The sequence below is a fragment of the Agromyces tropicus genome (assembly GCF_039531345.1).
GTDB lineage: Bacteria > Actinomycetota > Actinomycetes > Actinomycetales > Microbacteriaceae > Agromyces > Agromyces tropicus.
Genome location: NZ_BAAAPW010000004.1, coordinates 1 through 18,680, shown reverse-complemented (window position 1 = coordinate 18,680; position 18,680 = coordinate 1). Strand labels below are relative to the sequence as shown.

Annotated in this window: 16 protein-coding genes and 1 pseudogene; 15 read left to right on the top strand and 2 right to left on the bottom strand. The window is 72.9% G+C overall.

From position 1 onward, the window contains the following. Positions 1 to 63: 63 nt before the first annotated feature. From priA to ABD230_RS12485, 5 genes are all read left to right on the top strand, one after another. Positions 64 to 810, top strand: a complete 747-nt coding sequence (gene priA / locus ABD230_RS12505; RefSeq protein ID WP_344374513.1) for a bifunctional 1-(5-phosphoribosyl)-5-((5-phosphoribosylamino)methylideneamino)imidazole-4-carboxamide isomerase/phosphoribosylanthranilate isomerase PriA — start codon at positions 64 to 66, stop codon at positions 808 to 810. Beyond that, the gene (locus ABD230_RS12500; protein WP_344374510.1) at positions 794 to 1,579 is read left to right on the top strand and encodes an SseB family protein; all 786 of its coding nucleotides are present in this window, start codon (positions 794 to 796) and stop codon (positions 1,577 to 1,579) included. The genes priA and ABD230_RS12500 overlap by 17 nt, the downstream gene beginning before the upstream one ends. A gap of 151 nt (positions 1,580 to 1,730) precedes the next feature. After that, the gene (locus ABD230_RS12495) at positions 1,731 to 3,152 is read left to right on the top strand and encodes a pyridoxal phosphate-dependent decarboxylase family protein (RefSeq protein ID WP_344374507.1); all 1,422 of its coding nucleotides are present in this window, start codon (positions 1,731 to 1,733) and stop codon (positions 3,150 to 3,152) included. A 40-nt stretch (positions 3,153 to 3,192) separates the two neighbouring features. Beyond that, the gene (locus tag ABD230_RS12490) at positions 3,193 to 7,863 is read left to right on the top strand and encodes an Lhr family ATP-dependent helicase (protein ID WP_344374503.1); all 4,671 of its coding nucleotides are present in this window, start codon (positions 3,193 to 3,195) and stop codon (positions 7,861 to 7,863) included. Between the two features lies 1 nt (position 7,864). After that, on the top strand, positions 7,865 to 8,641 hold the full coding sequence (locus ABD230_RS12485; RefSeq protein WP_344374499.1) for a DNA-formamidopyrimidine glycosylase family protein: 777 nt from the start codon (positions 7,865 to 7,867) through the stop codon (positions 8,639 to 8,641). Positions 8,642 to 8,651: 10 nt separating this feature from the next. Here the strand turns inward: ABD230_RS12485 and ABD230_RS12480 are convergent, their stop codons facing one another. Beyond that, entirely contained in the window at positions 8,652 to 8,954 is a 303-nt protein-coding gene (locus ABD230_RS12480) for a DUF1844 domain-containing protein (protein WP_344375687.1), read from the bottom strand. 339 nt (positions 8,955 to 9,293) lie between these two features. On the opposite strand from ABD230_RS12480, the gene infC reads away from it, so the two are divergent. The 10 genes from infC to pheT all read left to right on the top strand — a co-directional run bounded on the left by infC (position 9,294) and on the right by pheT (position 18,580). Next, positions 9,294 to 9,947 carry a translation initiation factor IF-3 gene (gene infC, locus ABD230_RS12475; RefSeq protein ID WP_344375685.1) on the top strand — a complete coding sequence of 218 codons (654 nt, stop codon included), beginning with the start codon at positions 9,294 to 9,296 and terminating at the stop codon, positions 9,945 to 9,947. A 57-nt stretch (positions 9,948 to 10,004) separates the two neighbouring features. Further along, positions 10,005 to 10,199: a 50S ribosomal protein L35 gene (gene rpmI / locus ABD230_RS12470; RefSeq protein ID WP_344374496.1), complete on the top strand. Its 195-nt coding sequence runs from the start codon at positions 10,005 to 10,007 to the stop codon at positions 10,197 to 10,199. Positions 10,200 to 10,231: 32 nt separating this feature from the next. Then, positions 10,232 to 10,618 (top strand): 50S ribosomal protein L20, encoded by a 387-nt coding sequence (rplT, locus tag ABD230_RS12465; RefSeq protein ID WP_344374493.1) that lies wholly within the window; start codon positions 10,232 to 10,234, stop codon positions 10,616 to 10,618. A 116-nt stretch (positions 10,619 to 10,734) separates the two neighbouring features. Then, entirely contained in the window at positions 10,735 to 11,535 is an 801-nt protein-coding gene (locus ABD230_RS12460) for a TrmH family RNA methyltransferase (protein ID WP_344374492.1), read from the top strand. Between the two features lie 68 nt (positions 11,536 to 11,603). Then, a complete protein-coding gene (locus ABD230_RS12455) occupies positions 11,604 to 12,389 on the top strand; it encodes an amino acid ABC transporter ATP-binding protein (RefSeq protein ID WP_344374491.1) in 786 nt (261 codons plus the stop codon). 55 nt (positions 12,390 to 12,444) lie between these two features. After that, entirely contained in the window at positions 12,445 to 13,320 is an 876-nt protein-coding gene (locus tag ABD230_RS12450; RefSeq protein WP_344374487.1) for a glutamate ABC transporter substrate-binding protein, read from the top strand. A gap of 81 nt (positions 13,321 to 13,401) precedes the next feature. Next, a complete protein-coding gene (locus ABD230_RS12445) occupies positions 13,402 to 14,049 on the top strand; it encodes an amino acid ABC transporter permease (RefSeq protein WP_344374483.1) in 648 nt (215 codons plus the stop codon). Further along, positions 14,046 to 14,954: an amino acid ABC transporter permease gene (locus tag ABD230_RS12440; RefSeq protein ID WP_344374478.1), complete on the top strand. Its 909-nt coding sequence runs from the start codon at positions 14,046 to 14,048 to the stop codon at positions 14,952 to 14,954. Before ABD230_RS12445 ends, ABD230_RS12440 begins: the two co-directional genes overlap by 4 nt. Positions 14,955 to 15,013: 59 nt before the next feature. Next, the gene (pheS, locus tag ABD230_RS12435; RefSeq protein WP_344374472.1) at positions 15,014 to 16,054 is read left to right on the top strand and encodes a phenylalanine--tRNA ligase subunit alpha; all 1,041 of its coding nucleotides are present in this window, start codon (positions 15,014 to 15,016) and stop codon (positions 16,052 to 16,054) included. Beyond that, complete coding sequence (gene pheT, locus ABD230_RS12430) at positions 16,055 to 18,580, top strand: phenylalanine--tRNA ligase subunit beta (protein WP_344374469.1); 2,526 nt, start codon at positions 16,055 to 16,057, stop codon at positions 18,578 to 18,580. It abuts the gene before it with no gap. On the opposite strand, the pseudogene ABD230_RS12425 reads toward pheT, so the two are convergent. After that, a pseudogene (locus ABD230_RS12425) lies at positions 18,577 to 18,680 on the bottom strand (IS481 family transposase); the annotation flags it as partial. The gene pheT and the pseudogene ABD230_RS12425 sit on opposite strands and share 4 nt — an antisense overlap.

The window sequence follows — 18,680 nt, the reverse complement described above, 5'->3', positions numbered from 1 at the left end:
CGGACTAGGATGCTGTGACTGTGCCGAGGTCGCGACCGTGCGGCTTCCGATCCGAGGACAGTGATGAGTGAGTTCAACAAGACCCCCCGCCTGGTGCTGCTTCCCGCAGTCGACGTGGCGGGCGGCAAGGCGGTCCGCCTGACGCAGGGTGAGGCGGGCACCGAGACGAACTACGGCGACCCCGTCGACGCGGCCGCCGACTGGGCCGACCAGGGCGCCGAGTGGATCCACCTCGTCGACCTCGACGCGGCATTCGGCCGCGGCTCCAACGCCGGCGTCCTGAAGAAGGTCATCCGCCAGGTCCGCGGCGTCAACGTCGAGCTCTCCGGCGGCATCCGCGACGACCGCTCGCTCGAGAACGCCCTCGAGATCGGCGCGAAGCGCATCAACCTCGGCACCGCGGCGCTCGAGAACCCCGAGTGGGCGGCCTCGGTCATCGCGCAGTACGGCGAGGCCATCGCCATCGGCCTCGACGTGCGCGGCACGACGCTCGCGGCCCGCGGCTGGACCAAGGACGGCGGTGACCTCTGGCAGGTCATGGACCGCCTGGAGGATGCCGGCGCCGCGCGCTACGTCGTGACCGACGTCACCAAGGACGGCACCCTGCAGGGCCCCAACGTGGAGCTCCTGGAGCAGATCATGGAGCGCACCCGCCGGCCGGTCATCGCGTCGGGCGGCGTCTCGAGCCTCGACGACGTCGCGGCGCTGCGCCAGCTCGTGCCGCAGGGCCTCGAGGGCGCCATCATCGGCAAGGCCCTCTACGCGGGCGCGTTCACGCTGCCCGAGGCGCTGGATGTCGCATCCCACTGACCCCGCCGCGGACTCGGCGGGCCGCCCCTGGGCGGGCCGCTCGTTCCAGGCCAATCCGCACGCGGCCGACGACGGCACGATGCCGGAGGCGCTCGGCGCGGCCCTCGCCCGGTTCCGGTCGGGCGACGGCGGCCAGGCCGACGTCGTCGCGGCGTTCGGGGCCAGCCGCCTGCTGATCCCGCTGCTCGCCGAACTCGGCGACGGCGGGACCGAGGTGGGCGCGCACGGCCATGCCGTCGACAAGAGCCAGGAGCTCTCCATCGTCACGGTCGAGGGCCCCGACGGGCGCCGCGTGCTGCCCGTCTTCGGCTCGGTCGCGGCGATGTCGGCGTGGAACCCGGCCGCGCGGCCCGTGCCGGCGGACGGCGTGCGCGTCGCGCTCGCCGCCGCCGACGACGGCACCGAGCTCGTCGTGCTCGACCCGGGCTCGCCGACCGAGTTCGTGCTCCGCCGGCCGGCCGTGTGGTCGGTGGCGCAGCAGCGCCCGTGGCGGCCGCCGTTCGAGTCCGACCCGGTGCGCGAGGCGTTCGAACGCTCGATCGGCGGCGAGCTCGCCGTCCTCGGCGTCGACCTCGAGGCCGGCGACCCGGATGCGCGACTGCGCGGACCCGAACTGGTCGTGCGGCTCCGGCTGGTCGCCGGGCTCACGCGCCAGGAGCTCGATGCGACCACCGCGCGGCTGGCGCGGCGGTGGGCGGCCGACGACGCCATCGCCATGGGGGTCGACTCGCTCGCGGTGAAGCTCGTCGCCGGGGATCCGGCCGCCTGAGATCCGACCGCCCGAGATCCGACCGCCTGACCGCCGGGCGCATCGCGGGCCCGTCCGGGCCGGCCGGTGGGGGACCTCCGTCCGTTGACGCTCGTCGCGCGCGGGGTGGAGGATCGGGGTGCGTGTGGACGCGCGAAGGCAGGTGGGGGCGATGCCCGAGACATCCGAGGAGGCCGTTCGCACGGCCGAGGTGGAGACCTACGACGACGAGCTCATGGAGCAGGCGCACCGGGCGGCCGCGGCGTGGCTGCGCAGCCTGCCGGAGCGGGCGATCCCGCCGCGGATGGGCGTCGACGACGTGGCCGACGCGCTCGGGCGAGCACTGCCCGAGACCGGCGAGCCCGCCGACGAGGTCATCGCGCGGCTGGCGGAGCAGACCGAGCCGGGCCTCATCGCCATCGGATCGCCGCGCTTCTACGGGTGGGTGATCGGCGGGACCCAGCCGGTCGCGCTCGCGGCCGACTGGCTCGTCTCGGCCTGGGACCAGAATGCCGGGCTCCGACTGATCACCCCGGGTGCGGCCGCCGTCGAGGAGATCGCGGGCGAGTGGATCCTCGACCTCCTCGGGCTGCCGTCGGGCAGCGACGTCGGTTTCGCCACGGGCGCCACCATGGCCCAGTTCGCCTGTCTCGCGGCCGCGCGCGACGAGGTGCTGCGCCGCGCCGGATGGGACGTCGAGCAGGAGGGGCTGGCGGGCGGTCCGCGGATCCGCTGGATCGCCGGCGAGGAACGGCACGGCACGATGGATCTCGCGGCGCGGTACGCCGGGCTCGGGGCGCCGACGGTGGTCGCGTCCGACGAGCAGGGCCGCATCGACGTCGACGCGCTCGCCGCGGAGCTCGCCGCCGGCACCGGTCCGGTCATCGTCGCGCTGCAGGCCGGCAACATCCACTCGGGCGCGTTCGACCCGTTCGCCGAGGCGTGCCGCGCGGCCCACGAGGCGGGCGCGTGGGTGCACGTCGACGGCGCGTTCGGCCTCTGGGCCGCGGCGTCGCCGCGCCTTCGCCACCTGACGGCGGGCCTCGCCGACGCGGACTCGTGGTCCACCGACGCGCACAAGACGCTCAGCGTGCCCTACGACTGCGGCATCGCGATCGTCCGCGACGTCGCGGCGATGCGACGGGCGCTCAGCATGCACGCGAGTTACCTCCAGGCGACGACCGTCGGGGCCGACCCGCACGAGAAGGTCGCCGAGCTCTCGCGGCGGGCCCGCGGCATCCCGACGTGGGCGGTGCTGCGCCACCTCGGGCGCGAGGGCCTCGCCGGGCTGATCGACCGCCTCGCCGGATCAGCGAAGATCATCGCCGACGGCCTGCGCGAGCTGCCGGGCGTCGAGGTGCTGAACGAGGTGGTGTTCACCCAGGTGTGCATCGCACTCGAGGACGACGCCGCGACCGAGGCGCTGAGCACGGCGCTGTGGGAGGACGGCGAGGTGCTCGCGATGACCTCGCGCTGGCACGACCGGGCCGTCGTGCGCTTCTCCGTGAGCAACTGGGGCACGGATGCCGCGCAGGCGCGCCGCACGGTCGACGCCGTCGCCCGTGTGCTCGGCGAACTCCGGGCTGGGGCGTGACGGCGGCCGTGGTGTCGGCGGCATCGGGTTGAATGGAGGGATGACCGGGGCGCTGGACTCGTTCGCTCCCGCGACGCGGGCGTGGTTCACCGAGTCCTTCCACGAGCCGACGCCCGTGCAGGACGCCGCGTGGCAGGCCATCGCGGCGGGCGAGCACGCCCTCGTGGTGGCGCCGACCGGGTCGGGCAAGACCCTCGCGGCGTTCCTCTCCGCCATCGACCGGCTGCACCACGGCGCCGCCCCGGAGGCCGACCCCGCGACGGGCGAGGTGGTACGCGCCGCGCCGCGGCGCACGCGGGTCGTCTACCTCTCGCCGCTGAAGGCGCTCGGGGTCGACGTCGAACGCAACCTGCGCGCGCCCCTCGTGGGCATCGCCCGGACGGCGACCGCGCTCGGGGTCGACGTGCCCGAGGTCACCGTGGGCGTCCGGTCGGGCGACACGTCGCCGGCCGACCGGCGGGCACTCGTCTCGCGGCCGCCCGACATCCTCATCACGACACCCGAGTCGCTGTTCCTGATGCTCACCTCGCAGGCGCGCGAGACCCTCACGGGCGTCGAGACGGTCATCGTCGACGAGATCCACGCCCTCGCCGGCACCAAGCGCGGCGCCCACCTCGCGCTCTCGCTCGAGCGCCTCGACGAGCTCACGTCGGCGCCCGCGCAGCGCATCGGCCTCTCGGCGACCGTGCGGCCGCATGAGGAGGTGGCGCGGTTCCTCGCCGGCTCCCGTCCCGTGTCGATCGTCGCGCCGCCGTCGGGCAAGCGGTTCGACCTGCGCGTCACGGTCCCGGTCGATGACCTCGGCGACCTCTCCGGCGAGGCGGGCGGATCCGTCTGGCCGCACGTCGAGGAGGCGATCCTCGACGAGGTGCTCGCGCACCGGTCCACGATCGTCTTCTCCAACTCGCGCCGACTCGCGGAGCGGTTGACCGCGCGGCTCAACGAGCTGTGGGCTGAGCGGAACGCGCCGCCCGACGAGGACCCGGGCGAGGATGAACGCGACGCCCACAGCGAGGGGCCGACGGCCGCCGCGGCCGACGGCCGGGCGACGGTGGCCCTGGATTCGGGCTCGGAGCGCGGTGGTGCCGACCCGTCCCGCGGCGGCACCGCCGTCCTGCGACGACCGCCCGCCGAGCTCCCCGGCGCCTCCGGCATCACGGCCGGCGCGGAGCCGGTCATCGCGAGGTCGCACCACGGGTCGGTGAGCAAGGAGGAGCGCGCGAGCGTCGAGGCCGATCTCAAGGCCGGGCGGCTGCGCTGCGTGGTCGCGACCTCGAGCCTGGAGCTCGGCATCGACATGGGCGCGGTCGACCTCGTCATGCAGGTCGAGTCGCCGCCGTCGGTCGCCAGCGGCCTGCAGCGGATCGGCCGCGCCGGCCATCAGGTCGGCGAGGTCTCCAAGGGCTTGCTCTTCCCGAAGCATCGCGCCGACCTGCTCCACGCCGCGGTCGTCGCGGAGCGGATGATCGAGGGCGCGATCGAGCCGCTGCGGATCCCGGCGAACCCGCTCGACGTGCTCGCCCAGCACACCGTCGCCGCGTCGGCCGTCGACGAGTGGGACGTCGAGCACTGGTTCGACGTGGTGCGGCGCGCGGCGCCGTTCGCCACGCTGCCGCGCTCGGCGTTCGACGCGACGCTCGACCTGCTCGCCGGCCGCTATCCGTCAGACCGCTTCGGCGAGCTCCGGCCGCGGATCGTGTGGGACCGCGATGCGGGCTCCATCACGGGTCGGCGCGGTGCGCAGCGCCTGGCGGTGACCAGTGGCGGCACGATCCCGGACCGGGGCATGTTCGGCGTCTTCATGATCGGCGACGCCGGCCCCGGTCGTCGCGTGGGCGAGCTCGACGAGGAGATGGTGTACGAGTCGCGGGTCGGCGACGTGTTCGCGCTCGGGGCGACGAGCTGGCGCATCCAGGAGATCACGCACGACCGCGTGCTCGTCTCGCCGGCGTTCGGCGAGCCGGGGCGGCTGCCCTTCTGGAAGGGCGACGGCATCGGCCGGCCGGCCGAGCTCGGCGCCGCGATCGGCGCGTTCATCGGCGAGCTCGCCGCCGCCGAGGAGCCCGCCGCGATCGCCCGAACGGAGTCCGCGGGACTCGACGCCCGTGCGGGCGCGAACCTCGTGCGCTTCATCAGCGACCAGCGCGAGGCGACGCGCATCGTCCCCGACGCCGAGCACCTCGTGGTCGAGCGCTTCCGCGACGAGCTCGGCGATTGGCGGGTGGTGCTGCACTCGCCGTACGGCATGCGCGTGCACGCGCCATGGGCGCTCGCGGTGGACGCGCGCGTGCAGGAGCGCCTCGGCGTCGAGTCGCACGCGGTCGCGAGCGACGACGGCATCGTGCTGCGCATCCCCGACACGGCCGACGAACCGCCGGGCAGCGAGCTCTTCGACTTCGAACCCGACGAGCTCGCGCAGCTCGCGACCGAGCGCGTCGGCGACTCGGCGCTGTTCGCGTCGCGCTTCCGGGAGTGCGCCGCACGGGCGCTGCTGCTGCCGCGCCAGAACCCGGGGCGCCGCTCCCCGCTCTGGCAGCAGCGGCAGAAGGCCTCGCAGCTGCTCGAGGTCGCTCGCGACTACCCCGACTTCCCGATCGTGCTCGAGGCCGTGCGCGAGTGCCTGCAGGACGTCTACGACCTCCCCGCGCTCCGCTCGCTCGCCGAGCGCATCCGCGGCCGCCGCGTGCGCTTCGTCGACGTGGCGACCGAGACCGCGAGCCCGTTCGCCGCGAGCCTGCTGTTCGGCTACGTCGGCGCGTTCATGTACGAGGGCGACGCGCCGCTCGCCGAGCGTCGTGCCGCCGCGCTCTCCCTCGACCCCGGCCTGCTGGCCGAGCTCCTCGGCACCGTCGAGCTCCGCGAACTGCTCGACCCCACGGTGGTCGACGAGACCGAGCGGATGCTGCAGCGCCGACACCCTGACCGGATGGCGCGCGGCGAGGAGGGCGTGGCCGACCTCGTCCGCGAGCTCGGGCCGCTCACGTCGGCCGAGGTCGCGGAGCGCGTCGACGTGGCCACGGATGCCGCGGCATCCGTGGAGGCGCTCGTGACGGCCCGCCGCGCGGCGCGCGTGCGGTTCGCAGGCACCGAGTGGATCGTCGCCGTGGAAGACCTGAGCCGACTGCGCGACGCGCTCGGCGTGCCGATCCCGCCGGGCCTGCCCGAGGTGTTCGGCGAGGCCGTGCGCGACCCGCTCGGCGACCTCGTCGGGCGCTACGCGCGCACGCACGGCCCGTTCACGACGACCGCCGTCGCCGAGCGGTTCGGCATCGGCATCGCGGTCGCGCACACCGCGCTCGCCCGCCTCGCCGGGGAGCGGCGGCTCGTCGAGGGCGCGTTCCTGCCTCACGGCAGCGGCTCCGAGTGGTGCGATCCCGAGGTGCTCCGGCGACTGCGCCGCCGGTCGCTCGCCGCGCTCCGCGAGGAAGTCGAGCCGGTCGCGCCGCGCGAGTTCGCCCGGTTCCTGCCCGATTGGCAGCACGTGGGCGGCCGGCTGCGCGGCGTCGATGGCGTCGCGGCGGTCGTCGAACAGCTCGAGGGCGTACGCATCCCCGCGTCCGCGTGGGAGTCCCTCGTGCTCCCCGCGCGCGTCGCGGACTACCGCCCGGAGTTCCTGGACGAGCTCACCGCCTCCGGCGAGGTGCTCTGGGCCGGGCAGGGCGCGCTCGCCGGCGACGACGGCTGGGTGAGCCTGCACCTGGCCGACACCGCGAAGCTCACGATGCCCGCCGCGGTCGACCAGCCGCTCGATGCGATCGAGACCGAGCTGCTCGCGGCACTCGGCGGCGGCGGGGCGTTCTTCTTCCGCCAGCTCGCCGACGCGGTCGGCGCGACCGAGGACGCCCCGCTCCTCGACGCGCTCTGGCGGCTCGCCTGGTCGGGACTGGTCACCAACGACACCTTCGCCCCGGTGCGCGGGCTGCTCGCGGGCGGCGGCGCGCATCGCACGAAGGCCGCGACGCCGCGCGCGCGGGTGCGCGGCCGGTCGGTGTCTCGGCGCGTGCTCGCCTCGGCCGCCGCGGCCGCAGACGGTGCGAGGGCCCCGCGATCCGCGCCGCCGCGCGCTGCCGGACGCTGGTCGGTGCTGCCCGTCCCGTCGGACGCCGCGACGCCGCGGGCGCACGCGCTCGGCGAGACGCTGCTCGAGCGGTACGGCGTCGTCACCCGCGGGTCCGTCGTCGCGGAGGACCACCTCGGCGGCTTCGCGCTCGCGTACCGCACGCTCGCGGGCTTCGAGGAGACCGGGCGGGTGCGTCGCGGGTACTTCGTCGACGGCCAGGGCGGTGCGCAGTTCGCCACGAGCGCGGCGGTCGACCGGCTCCGGCAGGCGCCGACCGGCGGTGCGTTCGCGCTCGCCGCGACGGATCCGGCCAACCCGTTCGGCGCGGCGCTGGAATGGCCCGAGCCGACCGCCGAACTCGGGCATCGCCCGGCCCGCAAGGCCGGTGCGGTCGTGGCGATCGTCGACGGCGAGGCGGCGTTCTACCTCGAGCGCGGCGGCCGGACCGCGCTCGTGTTCACGGGCGACGACGAGGTGCTCGCCCGTGGCGCCGGTGCGCTCACCGAGGCCCTCGCCCGCGCCAGGGGAGCGCGCTTCCGGGTCGAGACGGTCAACGGCGCCGGTGTCTACGGGTCGGTGCTCGACGTGCCGCTGCGGGCCGCGGGCTTCCGCGAGACGCCGCAGGGGCTCCGATTTGAGGCGAGGGGCTGAGGTGCCCGAGGGCGACACCGTCCACCGGGCGGCACGACGGCTCGACGACGTGCTCGCCGGCCGCACGGTCGTCCGCAGCGACCTGCGCGTCCCGGCGTTCGCGACGATCGACTTCGCCGGCGAGCCGATCCACTCGGTCGGCAGCCGCGGCAAGCACCTGCTCATGCGCATCGGCGACCGCGTGCTGCACACCCACCTCAAGATGGAGGGGGAGTGGCGGATCGTCCCCGCGGGCCGGCGCTGGCCACGACCCGCGCATCGCGCCCGCGCCGTCATCGAGGTCGACGGGCTGACGGCCGTCGGCTTCGACCTCGGGGTCGTCGAGGTCTTCCCCGCGGCGGAGGAGGGCGACCGGCTGGCCCACCTCGGACCCGACCTGCTCGGCCCGGACTGGGACGCCGCGGAGGCGGCGCGGCGGCTCGCGGCCGGACCGGAGGTGCCCGCGGTGGTCGCACTCGCCGACCAGCGGAACCTGGCTGGGCTCGGCAACGTGCTCGTGAACGAGGTGTGCTTCCTGCGCGGCATCCGGCCCGACCGTCCGATCGGCGAGGTCGACCTCGCGCCGACGATCGACCTGGCGCGCCGGGTCATCGTCGCCAATCGCGACCGGATCGAGCGCACGACGACGGGGGACACCCGGCCGGGGCGGCGGCTGTGGGTCTACGGCCGCGCGGGGGAGCCGTGCCGGCGGTGCGGCACGCGCATCGAGCACGGGCGGTTCGGCCGGAACCCCGTGGAGGTGCGCGAGACGTACTGGTGCCCGCACTGCCAGCGGTGAGCGACTCCGGTCAGGTGACGGGACCGGTCCACTTCTCGCCGGGCCCCTGGCCGATCGCGTCGGGGATGGGCGACGCCTCGCGGAACGCCAGCTGCAGCGACCGGAGGCCGTCGCGGAGCGACCGGGCGTGCATGTCGCTGATCTCGGGGGCGCCGGCGGTGATGAGCCCCGCGAGCGCGTTGATGAGCTTGCGGGCCTCGTCGAGGTCGACCTGCGAGTCCGGGTCGTCGGCGAGCCCGACCTTCACGGCCGCCGCGCTCATGAGGTGCACCGCCGCGGTCGTGATGACCTCCACCGCGGGGACCTCGGCGATGTCTCGCGTCGCGTCCGCGACGGACTGGTCGGCGCCGGTCGATCCGGGGCCGGACTCGGCGTGGTCGTGCTCGGGCGCACGGGTGGACTCGGGCGAAGTGTCGCTCACCGGGGGATTCCTCTGCTAGACTACTGCGGGCTCCGGGGCCAGTCCCCGGTACGAAAGTGGAGAGACTCCCACCCGCGCATACCGCTTCATCAAGGTTACCGGGTCGTTCGCACTCCCCTTCCCCGCTCCGGCGGGGGAGGAGCAAGGGTGCCGCATGAGCCCACGGTGGGATTCCGTGGGGCGTCATCGCGTGGATTTCCGCTCTCGTCGTCGGGCGGCATCCGTCTCCCGATGAGCTGGAAACCAGTTCGAGTAGAGGAGACACGCATCAGCGATCCGCGTACCAATGACCGTATCCGCGTTCCCGAGGTCCGCCTCGTGGGCCCGAGCGGAGAGCAGGTCGGCGTCGTGAAGATCGAGGTGGCACTGCGGCTCGCGCAGGAGGCCGACCTCGATCTCGTCGAGGTCGCGCCCAACTCCCGTCCGCCGGTCGTCAAGATCATGGACTACGGCAAGTACAAGTACGAGGCTGCGCAGAAGGCGAAGGAAGCCCGGCGCAACCAGGCGAACACGATCCTCAAGGAGGTTCGGTTCCGCCTCAAGATCGACAAGCACGACTACGAGACGAAGATGAAGCGCGCCGTCGGCTTCCTGAAGTCCGGCGACAAGGTCAAGGCCATGATCCTGTTCCGGGGCCGCGAGCAGTCGCGTCCCGAGATGGGCGTCCGCCTGCTGCAGCGCTTCGCGGAGGACGTGGCCGAGTTCGGCACCGTCGAGCACAACCCGACGATCGACGGCCGCAACATGGTCATGGTCATCGCTCCCCTCAAGAACAAGTCCGAGGCGAAGGCCGAGGCGAATGCACAGCGTGCTGCGGCGAAGCAGCGTCCCTCGGCGGATGACGCCGGCGACGCGCCGCAGACGGCCGCGGCCGACGAGGCCTAGGCCAGCACCACACGTCCGCCACCCCGGTGGCGGCAGAACCAAGGAGAGACACGAGAGATGCCGAAGCAGAAGACCCACTCCGGGTCCAAGAAGCGCTTCAAGGTCACCGGCACCGGCAAGATCAAGAAGCAGCAGGCCGGGATGCGCCACAACCTCGAGGGCAAGTCCTCGGTGCGCACCCGCCGCCTGAACCAGGACAAGGTCGCCTCGGCGCCCGACACCAAGGTCATCAAGAAGCTGCTCGGTCGCTGAGCGACGAGACCCGGTAAGGAAGAAACAGAGTCATGGCAAGAGTCAAGCGCGCGGTCAACGCGCACAAGAAGCGTCGGGTCATCCTCGAGCGCGCCGAGGGCTACCGCGGGCAGCGGTCGCGCCTCTACCGCAAGGCGAAGGAGCAGGTCACCCACTCGCTCGTCTACTCGTACAACGACCGCCGCAAGAAGAAGGGCGACTTCCGTCGCCTCTGGATCCAGCGGATCAACGCCGCGGCCCGCCAGAACGGCATCACCTACAACCGCCTCATCCAGGGCCTCGGCCTCGCGGGCATCGAGGTCGACCGTCGCATCCTCGCCGAGCTCGCCGTGAACGAGCCCGCGGTGTTCGCCGGCCTCGTCGAGAGCGCGAAGTCGGCGCTCCCGAAGGACGTGAACGCTCCGAAGAACGCGGCCTGATCGCGATTCGCAGCCCGAACGGCCCGGCACCCGAGTGGTGCCGGGCCGTTCGTCGTCCGCGAGGACCACGGGGCGTCCGGCGGCGGACCTGCGGCATCCGTCGCTAGGCTTGCGGTGTGCTGGAGAACCCGAGGTCGCCGCGAGTGCGCTCCGTCGCGAAGCTCGCGAAGAAGCCCGCGCGCCAGGAGACGGGCATGTTCCTGCTCGAGGGGCCGCAGGCCGTCGCCGAGGCGCTGACGTTCCGGCCGCAGCTGGTCGTCGAGCTCTACGCCACCCCGACGGCGCTCGAGCGCTACGCCGACATCGGCGACACGGCGATCGACGCGGGCGTCGACGTCGAGTACGTCACCGAGGAGGTCCTCGACGCGATGGCCGACACGGTCACGCCGCAGGGGTTCGTCGCGGTGTGCCACCAGTTCCCGACCGCGGTGAAGGACGTCTTCGCCGCCGAGCCGAAGCTCGTCGCGATCCTCGAGGAGGTGCGCGACCCGGGCAACGCCGGCACCATCGTGCGCGCGGCGGATGCCGCGGGCGCCGACGCCGTCGTCTTCACCGGCCGCGCCGTCGACCTCTACAACCCGAAGGTCGTGCGCTCCTCGACCGGATCGATCTTCCACCTCCCGGTCGCGGTCGGCGCCGAGCTCGAGGACGTGCTGGCGCGTGCCCGCGAGGCGGGCCTCACGGTGATCGCCGCCGACGTCAAGGGCGACGACCTGCTCGAGGCGCGGCGCGACGGGGTCCTCGCGCGCCCGACCGCGTGGCTGTTCGGCAACGAGGCGCGAGGACTGCCCGACGACGAGCTCGCGCTCGCGGACCGCGTCGTCACCGTGCCGATCTACGGGCACGCGGAGTCGATGAACCTCGCGACCGCGGCATCCGTGTGCCTCTACGAGAGCGCGTTCGCGCACCGCGGCTGAAGTCACGAAACGATAACCCCCCGCTCGGGCGGTGGCCGCGGGAATTCCCGCGCCCTAGTTTTGGGGGTATGCCGGCCGACACCGCACCTCCCACGTCGAACATCTCGGTCCGCCGCGGCGAACCGCTCGTCGTGGTCGACCACGTCGACAAGTACTTCGGCGACCTCCACGTGCTCAACGACATCAACACCGTCGTCAACCGCGGCGAGGTCGTCGTCGTGATCGGGCCGTCGGGCTCCGGAAAGTCGACCCTGTGCCGTGCCATCAACCGGCTCGAGACCATCGACTCCGGCACGATCTCCATCGACGGCGACGTGCTGCCGGACGAGGGCGCGGCGCTCGCGAAGCTCCGCGCCGACGTCGGCATGGTGTTCCAGTCGTTCAACCTGTTCGCGCACAAGACCGTGCTCGAGAACGTCACGATCGCCCCGATCCGGGTGAAGCGGATGTCGCGCAAGGACGCCGAGGCCAAGGCCATGGAGCTCCTCGAGCGCGTCGGCGTCGCGGACCAGGCGAAGAAGATGCCGGCGCAGCTCTCGGGCGGCCAGCAGCAGCGCGTCGCGATCGCGCGCTCCCTCGCGATGAATCCCAAGCTGATCCTCATGGACGAGCCGACGAGCGCGCTCGACCCCGAGATGATCAACGAGGTGCTCGACGTCATGGTCGGCCTCGCCGAGCAGGGCATGACGATGATCGTCGTGACCCACGAGATGGGCTTCGCGCGCAAGGCCGCCGACCGCGTGCTCTTCATGGCCGACGGCGCGATCGTCGAGGAAGCGACGCCGAGCGAGTTCTTCGACCACCCCAAGAGCGATCGCGCGAAGGACTTCCTGTCGAAGATCCTCGCGCACTAGACCTCCGCGGCCACGAGCGGCGGAGACCCGAACGAGACGAGAGATGAGGCACGACATGAGACGCAGCAGAATCGCCCTGGTCGCCGCGGCGGCCGCTTCCGCGCTCCTGTTCGCCGGCTGCGCCGGCGACGCGGGCACCCCCGGCGACGAGGGCACGGAGCCCAGCGTCGAGGAGTCGCCCACGTTCGACGAGGGCACGACGATGGCGCGGCTCGCCGACGCCGGCACCGTGACCGTCGGCACGAAGTTCGACCAGCCGCTGTTCGGCCTGGTCGGTCCCGACGGCGTCCCCGTCGGCTTCGACGTGGAGATCGCGAAGATCATCGCCGGTGAGCTCGGCATCTCGCCCGACAGCATCGAGTGGGTCGAGACGGTGTCGGCCAACCGCGAGCCGTTCATCGAGAACGGCCAGGTCGACTTCGTCGTGGCGACGTACACGATCAACGACGAGCGCAAGCAGGTCGTCGACTTCGCCGGTCCGTACTTCGAGGCAGGCCAGTCGATCCTGGTGCTCGCCGACAACGAGGACATCCAGAGCGAGGACGACCTCGTCGGCCAGCCGGTGTGCTCGGTCACGGGCTCGACCCCGGCCGCGAACCTCAAGGATCTCGGCGCGGACGTCATCGAGACCGACACCTACAGCAACTGCCTCGAGCCGCTCCGCAGCGGCCAGGCCGTCGCGGTGTCGACCGACAACGTGATCCTCGCGGGCCTGGTCGACCAGAACCCCGGCGAGTTCAAGGTCGTCGGCGAGCCGTTCACGTCGGAGCCCTACGGCATCGGCGTCATGAAGGGCGACGACGACTTCCGGTCGTTCATCAACGACGTCCTCGAGCAGTCCTACGAGGACGGCTCGTACGAGGCGGCATGGGACGCGACCGCGGGCACGGTGCTCGAGTTCCGCGAGCCGCCGGCCGTCGACCGGTACTGATCCGCACGTGAGGTCCGGGCGCCTGGAGGCGCCCGGACCTCCCGGGTCGGCGCACCGGCCCGCTGCACAGGAAGGAAGCGCGTGGACGCGGTCCTGGACAACTTCCCGCTCTACCTGGAGGGCTTCGGCACCACGGTGCTGCTCCTGGTGGTCTCGGGAGTCGCGGCGCTCGTGATCGGCACGCTGATCGCGGCCATGCGCATCTCGCCGGTGCCCTCGCTCCGGTGGTTCGCGACGATCTACACCGAGCTCGTGCGGAACACGCCGCTGACGCTCGTGCTGTTCTTCTGCGCGTTCGTGCTGCCGCAGCTCGGATCGCGCCTGGACTACGTCTGGGCGGCGAGCATCGGGCTCTCGGTCTACACGTCGCCGTTCGTCGCCGAGGCGCTCCGCTCCGGCGTCAACGGCGTGCCGGTCGGCCAGGCCGAGGCGGCGCGCAGCGTGGGCTTCGGCTTCGCGCAGACCGTCGGGCTCATTGTCCTGCCGCAGGCCTTCCGGATGACGATCCCGCCGCTGATCAACGTGTTCATCGCCCTCACCAAGAACACGTCGGTCGCCGGCGGCTTCTTCGTGGTGGAGCTCTTCGCGGTCGGCCGCACGGTCGCGAACGCGCGCGGCGACCAGGTGATCCCCGTGCTGCTCGGCGTCGCCACCTTCTACCTGCTCATCACCGTGCCGCTCGGGTTGCTGGCGGCGCGCCTCGAACGACGTTGGGTGGTGCAGCGATGACGAACGTGCTCTTCGACGCGCCGGGCCCGGTGGCCCGTCGGAACTCCCTGATCGCCTCGATCGCGGGCGGGATCGCCATCCTCGGCGGCCTCGTCTGGATCTTCTTCACGCTGAACGCGCCGCGCGGCGACCTGCCCGGGTACTTCGACCCCTCGCGGTGGGACATCTTCGCCGACCCGACGGTCTGGCGCTACATCTTCGTCGCCGGCGTCTGGGGCACGCTCCGCGCCGCCCTGACCGCGGCGGTCTTCGCGGTGGCGCTCGGCATCGTGTTCTCGCTGCTGCGGAGCGCCCGGACGGCGTGGATCCGCATCCCCACCGCCATCGTGCTCGAGTTCGTGCGCGGCATGCCGGTGCTGCTGATGATGCTGTTCATCCTGCTCGTGCTGAACACCGGCTCGTTCTGGGCCGTGGTCGCGGCCCTCACGCTCTACAACGGCGCCCTCATCGGCGAGGCGCTGCGCGCAGGCCTGGCAGCCCTCCCAAGGGGGCAGCGCGAGGCCGGGCTCAGCCTCGGCATGCGGCCGATGCAGTCGAAGATGCTCATCGAGTTCCCGCAGGCGTTCCGCCAGATGCTGCCGATCATCATCGCCCAGCTCGTCGTGCTCCTGAAGGACACCTCGCTCGGCTACATCGTCGGCTACGTCGAGCTGCTGCGCGTCAACATGAACCAGCTCGCGAGCTTCTACGGCAACTACTACCTGTTCTCGTTCTTCGTGGTCACGCTCGTGCTCTACCTCGCGATGAACCTGTCGCTGTCGTGGTTCGCGCGCTGGGTCGCGCGGCGCACCGCGCGCCGCACGGGGCAGAAGCCGCCGAATCCCGACGAGGAGAACGAGGAGCTGCTCATGGGCGTCGCGAAGGCGAACGCGGAGTCCCGGCAGATGGGACAGGGTTCGATCTAGCCGCGCGCGGGGGCGCTCGCACCACGGGCCTGCGGGCTCGCCCGCTAGACTCGTTCTTCGTGTCCGAGCCCCTCCAGATCACCGAACCGGCCGTCGCGGCCGCGGTCGACGCGGCCCTCGCCGCGATCGCCGCAGCGGGCGACTCCGCCGCGCTGAAGGCCGTCCGCGCCGAGCACACCGGCGAGAAGTCGACGCTCGCGCGGCTGAACGCCTCGCTGCGCTCCGTCCCCAACGACCAGAAGGCCGCCCTCGGCAAGCTCGTCGGCTCCGCCCGCGGCCGCGTGAACCAGGCGTTCGCGGCCCGCGAGGCCGAGATCGTCGCCGCCGAGGCCGAGGCGCAGCTGGCCGCCGAGGCCGTCGACGTCACGGCCCTGCCGTCGCGATTCACGGCCGGTGCGCGGCATCCGCTGGCCCTGCTGCAGGACCGCGTCTGCGACGTCTTCACCGGCATGGGGTGGGAGATCGCCGAGGGGCCCGAGGTCGAGAGCGAGTGGTTCAACTTCGACGCGCTCAACTTCGACGCCGACCACCCGGCGCGCGCGATGCAGGACACGTTCTTCGTCGACCCGCCCGAGGCCCACCTCGTGCTGCGCACGCACACGAGCCCAGTCCAGGTGCGCTCGATGCTCGAGCGCGAGGTGCCGATCTACGTGCTCGCGCCCGGCCGCGTCTACCGCACCGACGAATTCGACGCGACGCACCTGCCCGTCTTCATGCAGTTCGAGGGCCTCGCCGTCGACAGAGGCCTGACCATGGCGCACCTCCGCGGCACGCTCGACCACTTCGTGAAGTCGATCTTCGGCGACGAGGCCAAGGTGCGCCTGCGTCCCAGCTTCTTCCCGTTCACGGAGCCCTCGGCAGAGCTCGACTTCTGGCACCCGACCTTCAAGGACGGGCCGCGCTGGATCGAGTGGGGCGGCTGCGGCATGGTGCACCCCAACGTGCTCCGCGCCGCGGGCATCGACCCCGAGGTCCACACGGGCTTCGCCTTCGGCATGGGCATCGAGCGCGGGCTCATGCTCCGCAACGACGTCCAGGACATGCGCGACATGGCCGAGGGCGACATCCGCTTCTCCCAGCAGTTCGGAATGGTGGTCTAAATGCGAGTGCCGCTCAGCTGGCTCGCCGAGTACGTCGACGTGCCCCCGGGCACGTCCCTCGAGGACGTGCACGCCGCGCTCGTGCGCGTCGGGCTCGAGGAGGAGGACGTGCACACGTTCGACCTCCAGGGCCCGATCGTCGTCGGCGAGGTGCTCGAGTTCGTCGAGGAGCCCCAGACCAACGGCAAGACGATCCGCTGGTGCCGGGTCCGCGTCGCGCCCGACGGCGAGACCGCGGCCGACGGCGGCGAGGCCGTGCACGGCATCGTGTGCGGCGCCCGGAACTTCTTCGTCGGCGACAAGGTCGTCGTCACCCTGCCCGGATCCGTCCTGCCCGGACCGTTCCCGATCGCCGCACGCACGACGTACGGTCACGTGTCCGACGGCATGATCGCATCGGCCAAGGAGCTCGGCCTCGGCGAGGACCACGACGGCATCCTGCGACTGTCGACGCTCGGCATCGACGCGCCCGTCGGCACCGACGCGATCACGCTGCTCGGCCTCGACGACGCCGCCGTGGAGATCAACGTGACGCCGGACCGCGGGTACGCGTTCTCGATCCGGGGGGTGGCGCGCGAGTACGCGCACGCGACGGGGGCGGTCTACCGCGACCCGGTCGACCAGGTGCAGGCGACGGCCGCCGTCGCCGACGCCTACCCGATCTCGATCGTCGACGATGCCCCGATCCGCGGACGGGTGGGCTCGAGCGTCTTCGCGGCGCGCGTCGTGCGCGACGTGGACGCCGCGCGGCCGACGCCGCCGTGGATGGTCGCACGCCTCAAGCTCGCGGGCATCCGGTCGGTCTCGCTGCTCGTCGACATCACCAACTACGTCATGCTCGAGTTCGGGCAGCCCATCCACGGCTACGACCTCGACCTGCTCCGCGGGCCGATCCTCGTGCGGCGGGCCCGGGCGGGCGAGCGACTGACCACGCTCGACGGCAAGGACCGCGCGCTCGACCCGGAGGACCTCGTCGTCACGGACGACCGCGGTGCGATCGGCCTGGGCGGGGTCATGGGCGGCGCCGAGACCGAGATGCACGAGGGCACGCGCAACGTCCTCGTCGAGGCGGCGAACTGGGACCCGGTGTCGATCGCCCGCACGGCACGCCGTCACAAGCTCCCCAGCGAGGCCGCGAAGCGCTACGAGCGCGGCGTCGACCCGGCGATCGCGCCCGCCGCGGTCTCGCGCGTCGCGCAGCTCATGGTCGACCTCGCCGGAGGCACGGCCGACGAGTCCGGCTCGCTCATCCACGAGGCGCCCGAGCGGGAGGCGATCCGCCTGCCGGACGGGTTCGTCTCCGGGCTCATCGGCGTCGAGTACACCGCCGACGAGGTGCACGACGCGCTGGCCGAGATCGGCGGCGCCGTGACCCGCGTCGACGGCGGCTTCGACGTCGTGCCGCCGTCGTGGCGCCCCGACCTCACCGCGAACGTGGACCTCGCGGAGGAGGTCGCGCGACTGCTCGGCTACGACCGCATCCCGTCGGTGCTCCCCGTCGCCCCGCCCGGCCGTGGCCTCACCCGCTCGCAGCGCGTCCGCCGCGGCGTCGCCGACACCCTCGCGGCGGCCGGTGCCACCGAGGTGCTCGCGTTCCCGTTCACGACGGAGGCCGACAACGCGGTGTACGGCTCCCCGGACGGCTCGCCCGTCGCGAGCGTGAAGCTGGCGAACGCGCTCGACGCCTCGACGCCGTACCTTCGTCGCTCGCTCCTGCCCGGGCTCATCGGCGTGGCGCGCCGCAACCTGTCGCGCGGATCGACCGACCTCGACGTCTTCGAGCTCGGCCTGGTCTTCCTGCCCGAGGCCGGCCGCGCCTACGGCTCCGCCGAGCTGCCGATCGGCTGGGAGCGCCCGTCGGAGGAGGTCCTCGACGCGCTCAACGCGGGGATCCCCGCGCAGCCCCGCCACGTGGGCGTGCTGCTCGTCGGCGACCGGATCGGGAAGCAGCCCGGCGTGGCCGCGGAGCCGGTCGGCATCGCCGACGCCCTCGACGCGGTCCGCCGCATCGCGCACGCCGCGGGTGCCGAGGTCGAGTTCGCGCAGGGGTCGCACCGCGCCATGCACCCCGGCCGCACCGCGGAGGTCCGCGTCGGCGGTCGGCTCGTCGGCTACGCGGGCGAGCTGCACCCGGAGCTCACGACCGAGGCCGACCTGCCGCGCGTCGTCGCGGTCGCCGAGGTCGACCTCGACGCGATCCTCTCGCTCGCCGACGAGGCGGTCGAGGCGACGCCGATCGGCACGCTGCCGGCCGCGACCCAGGACCTCTCGCTCGTCGTGGGCGCGGAGGTGCCGGCGGCCGCGGTCGCGGCCGCGGTGCGCGAGGGCGCGGGCGACCTGCTCGAGCACCTGCACCTCGTCGACGACTACCGCGGTGCGGGCGTCCCCGAGGGTGCGAAGAGCCTGACCTTCGCGCTCCGGTTCCGGGCCTCCGACCGCACGCTCACCGCGGCCGAGGCCAGCGAGGCGAAGCTCGCCGGCGCGTCGCTCGCCGCGGAGCGCACCGGCGCCGCGATCCGCGACTAGTTGTGCTGTCCAGGCAGGTTGTTGAGTCTGCTGATGGGCGGGGCTCCGATCGCGGAGTGGCGCCTGTGCTGATTGTAGAAGTGCAGCCAGCCGGGCAGGG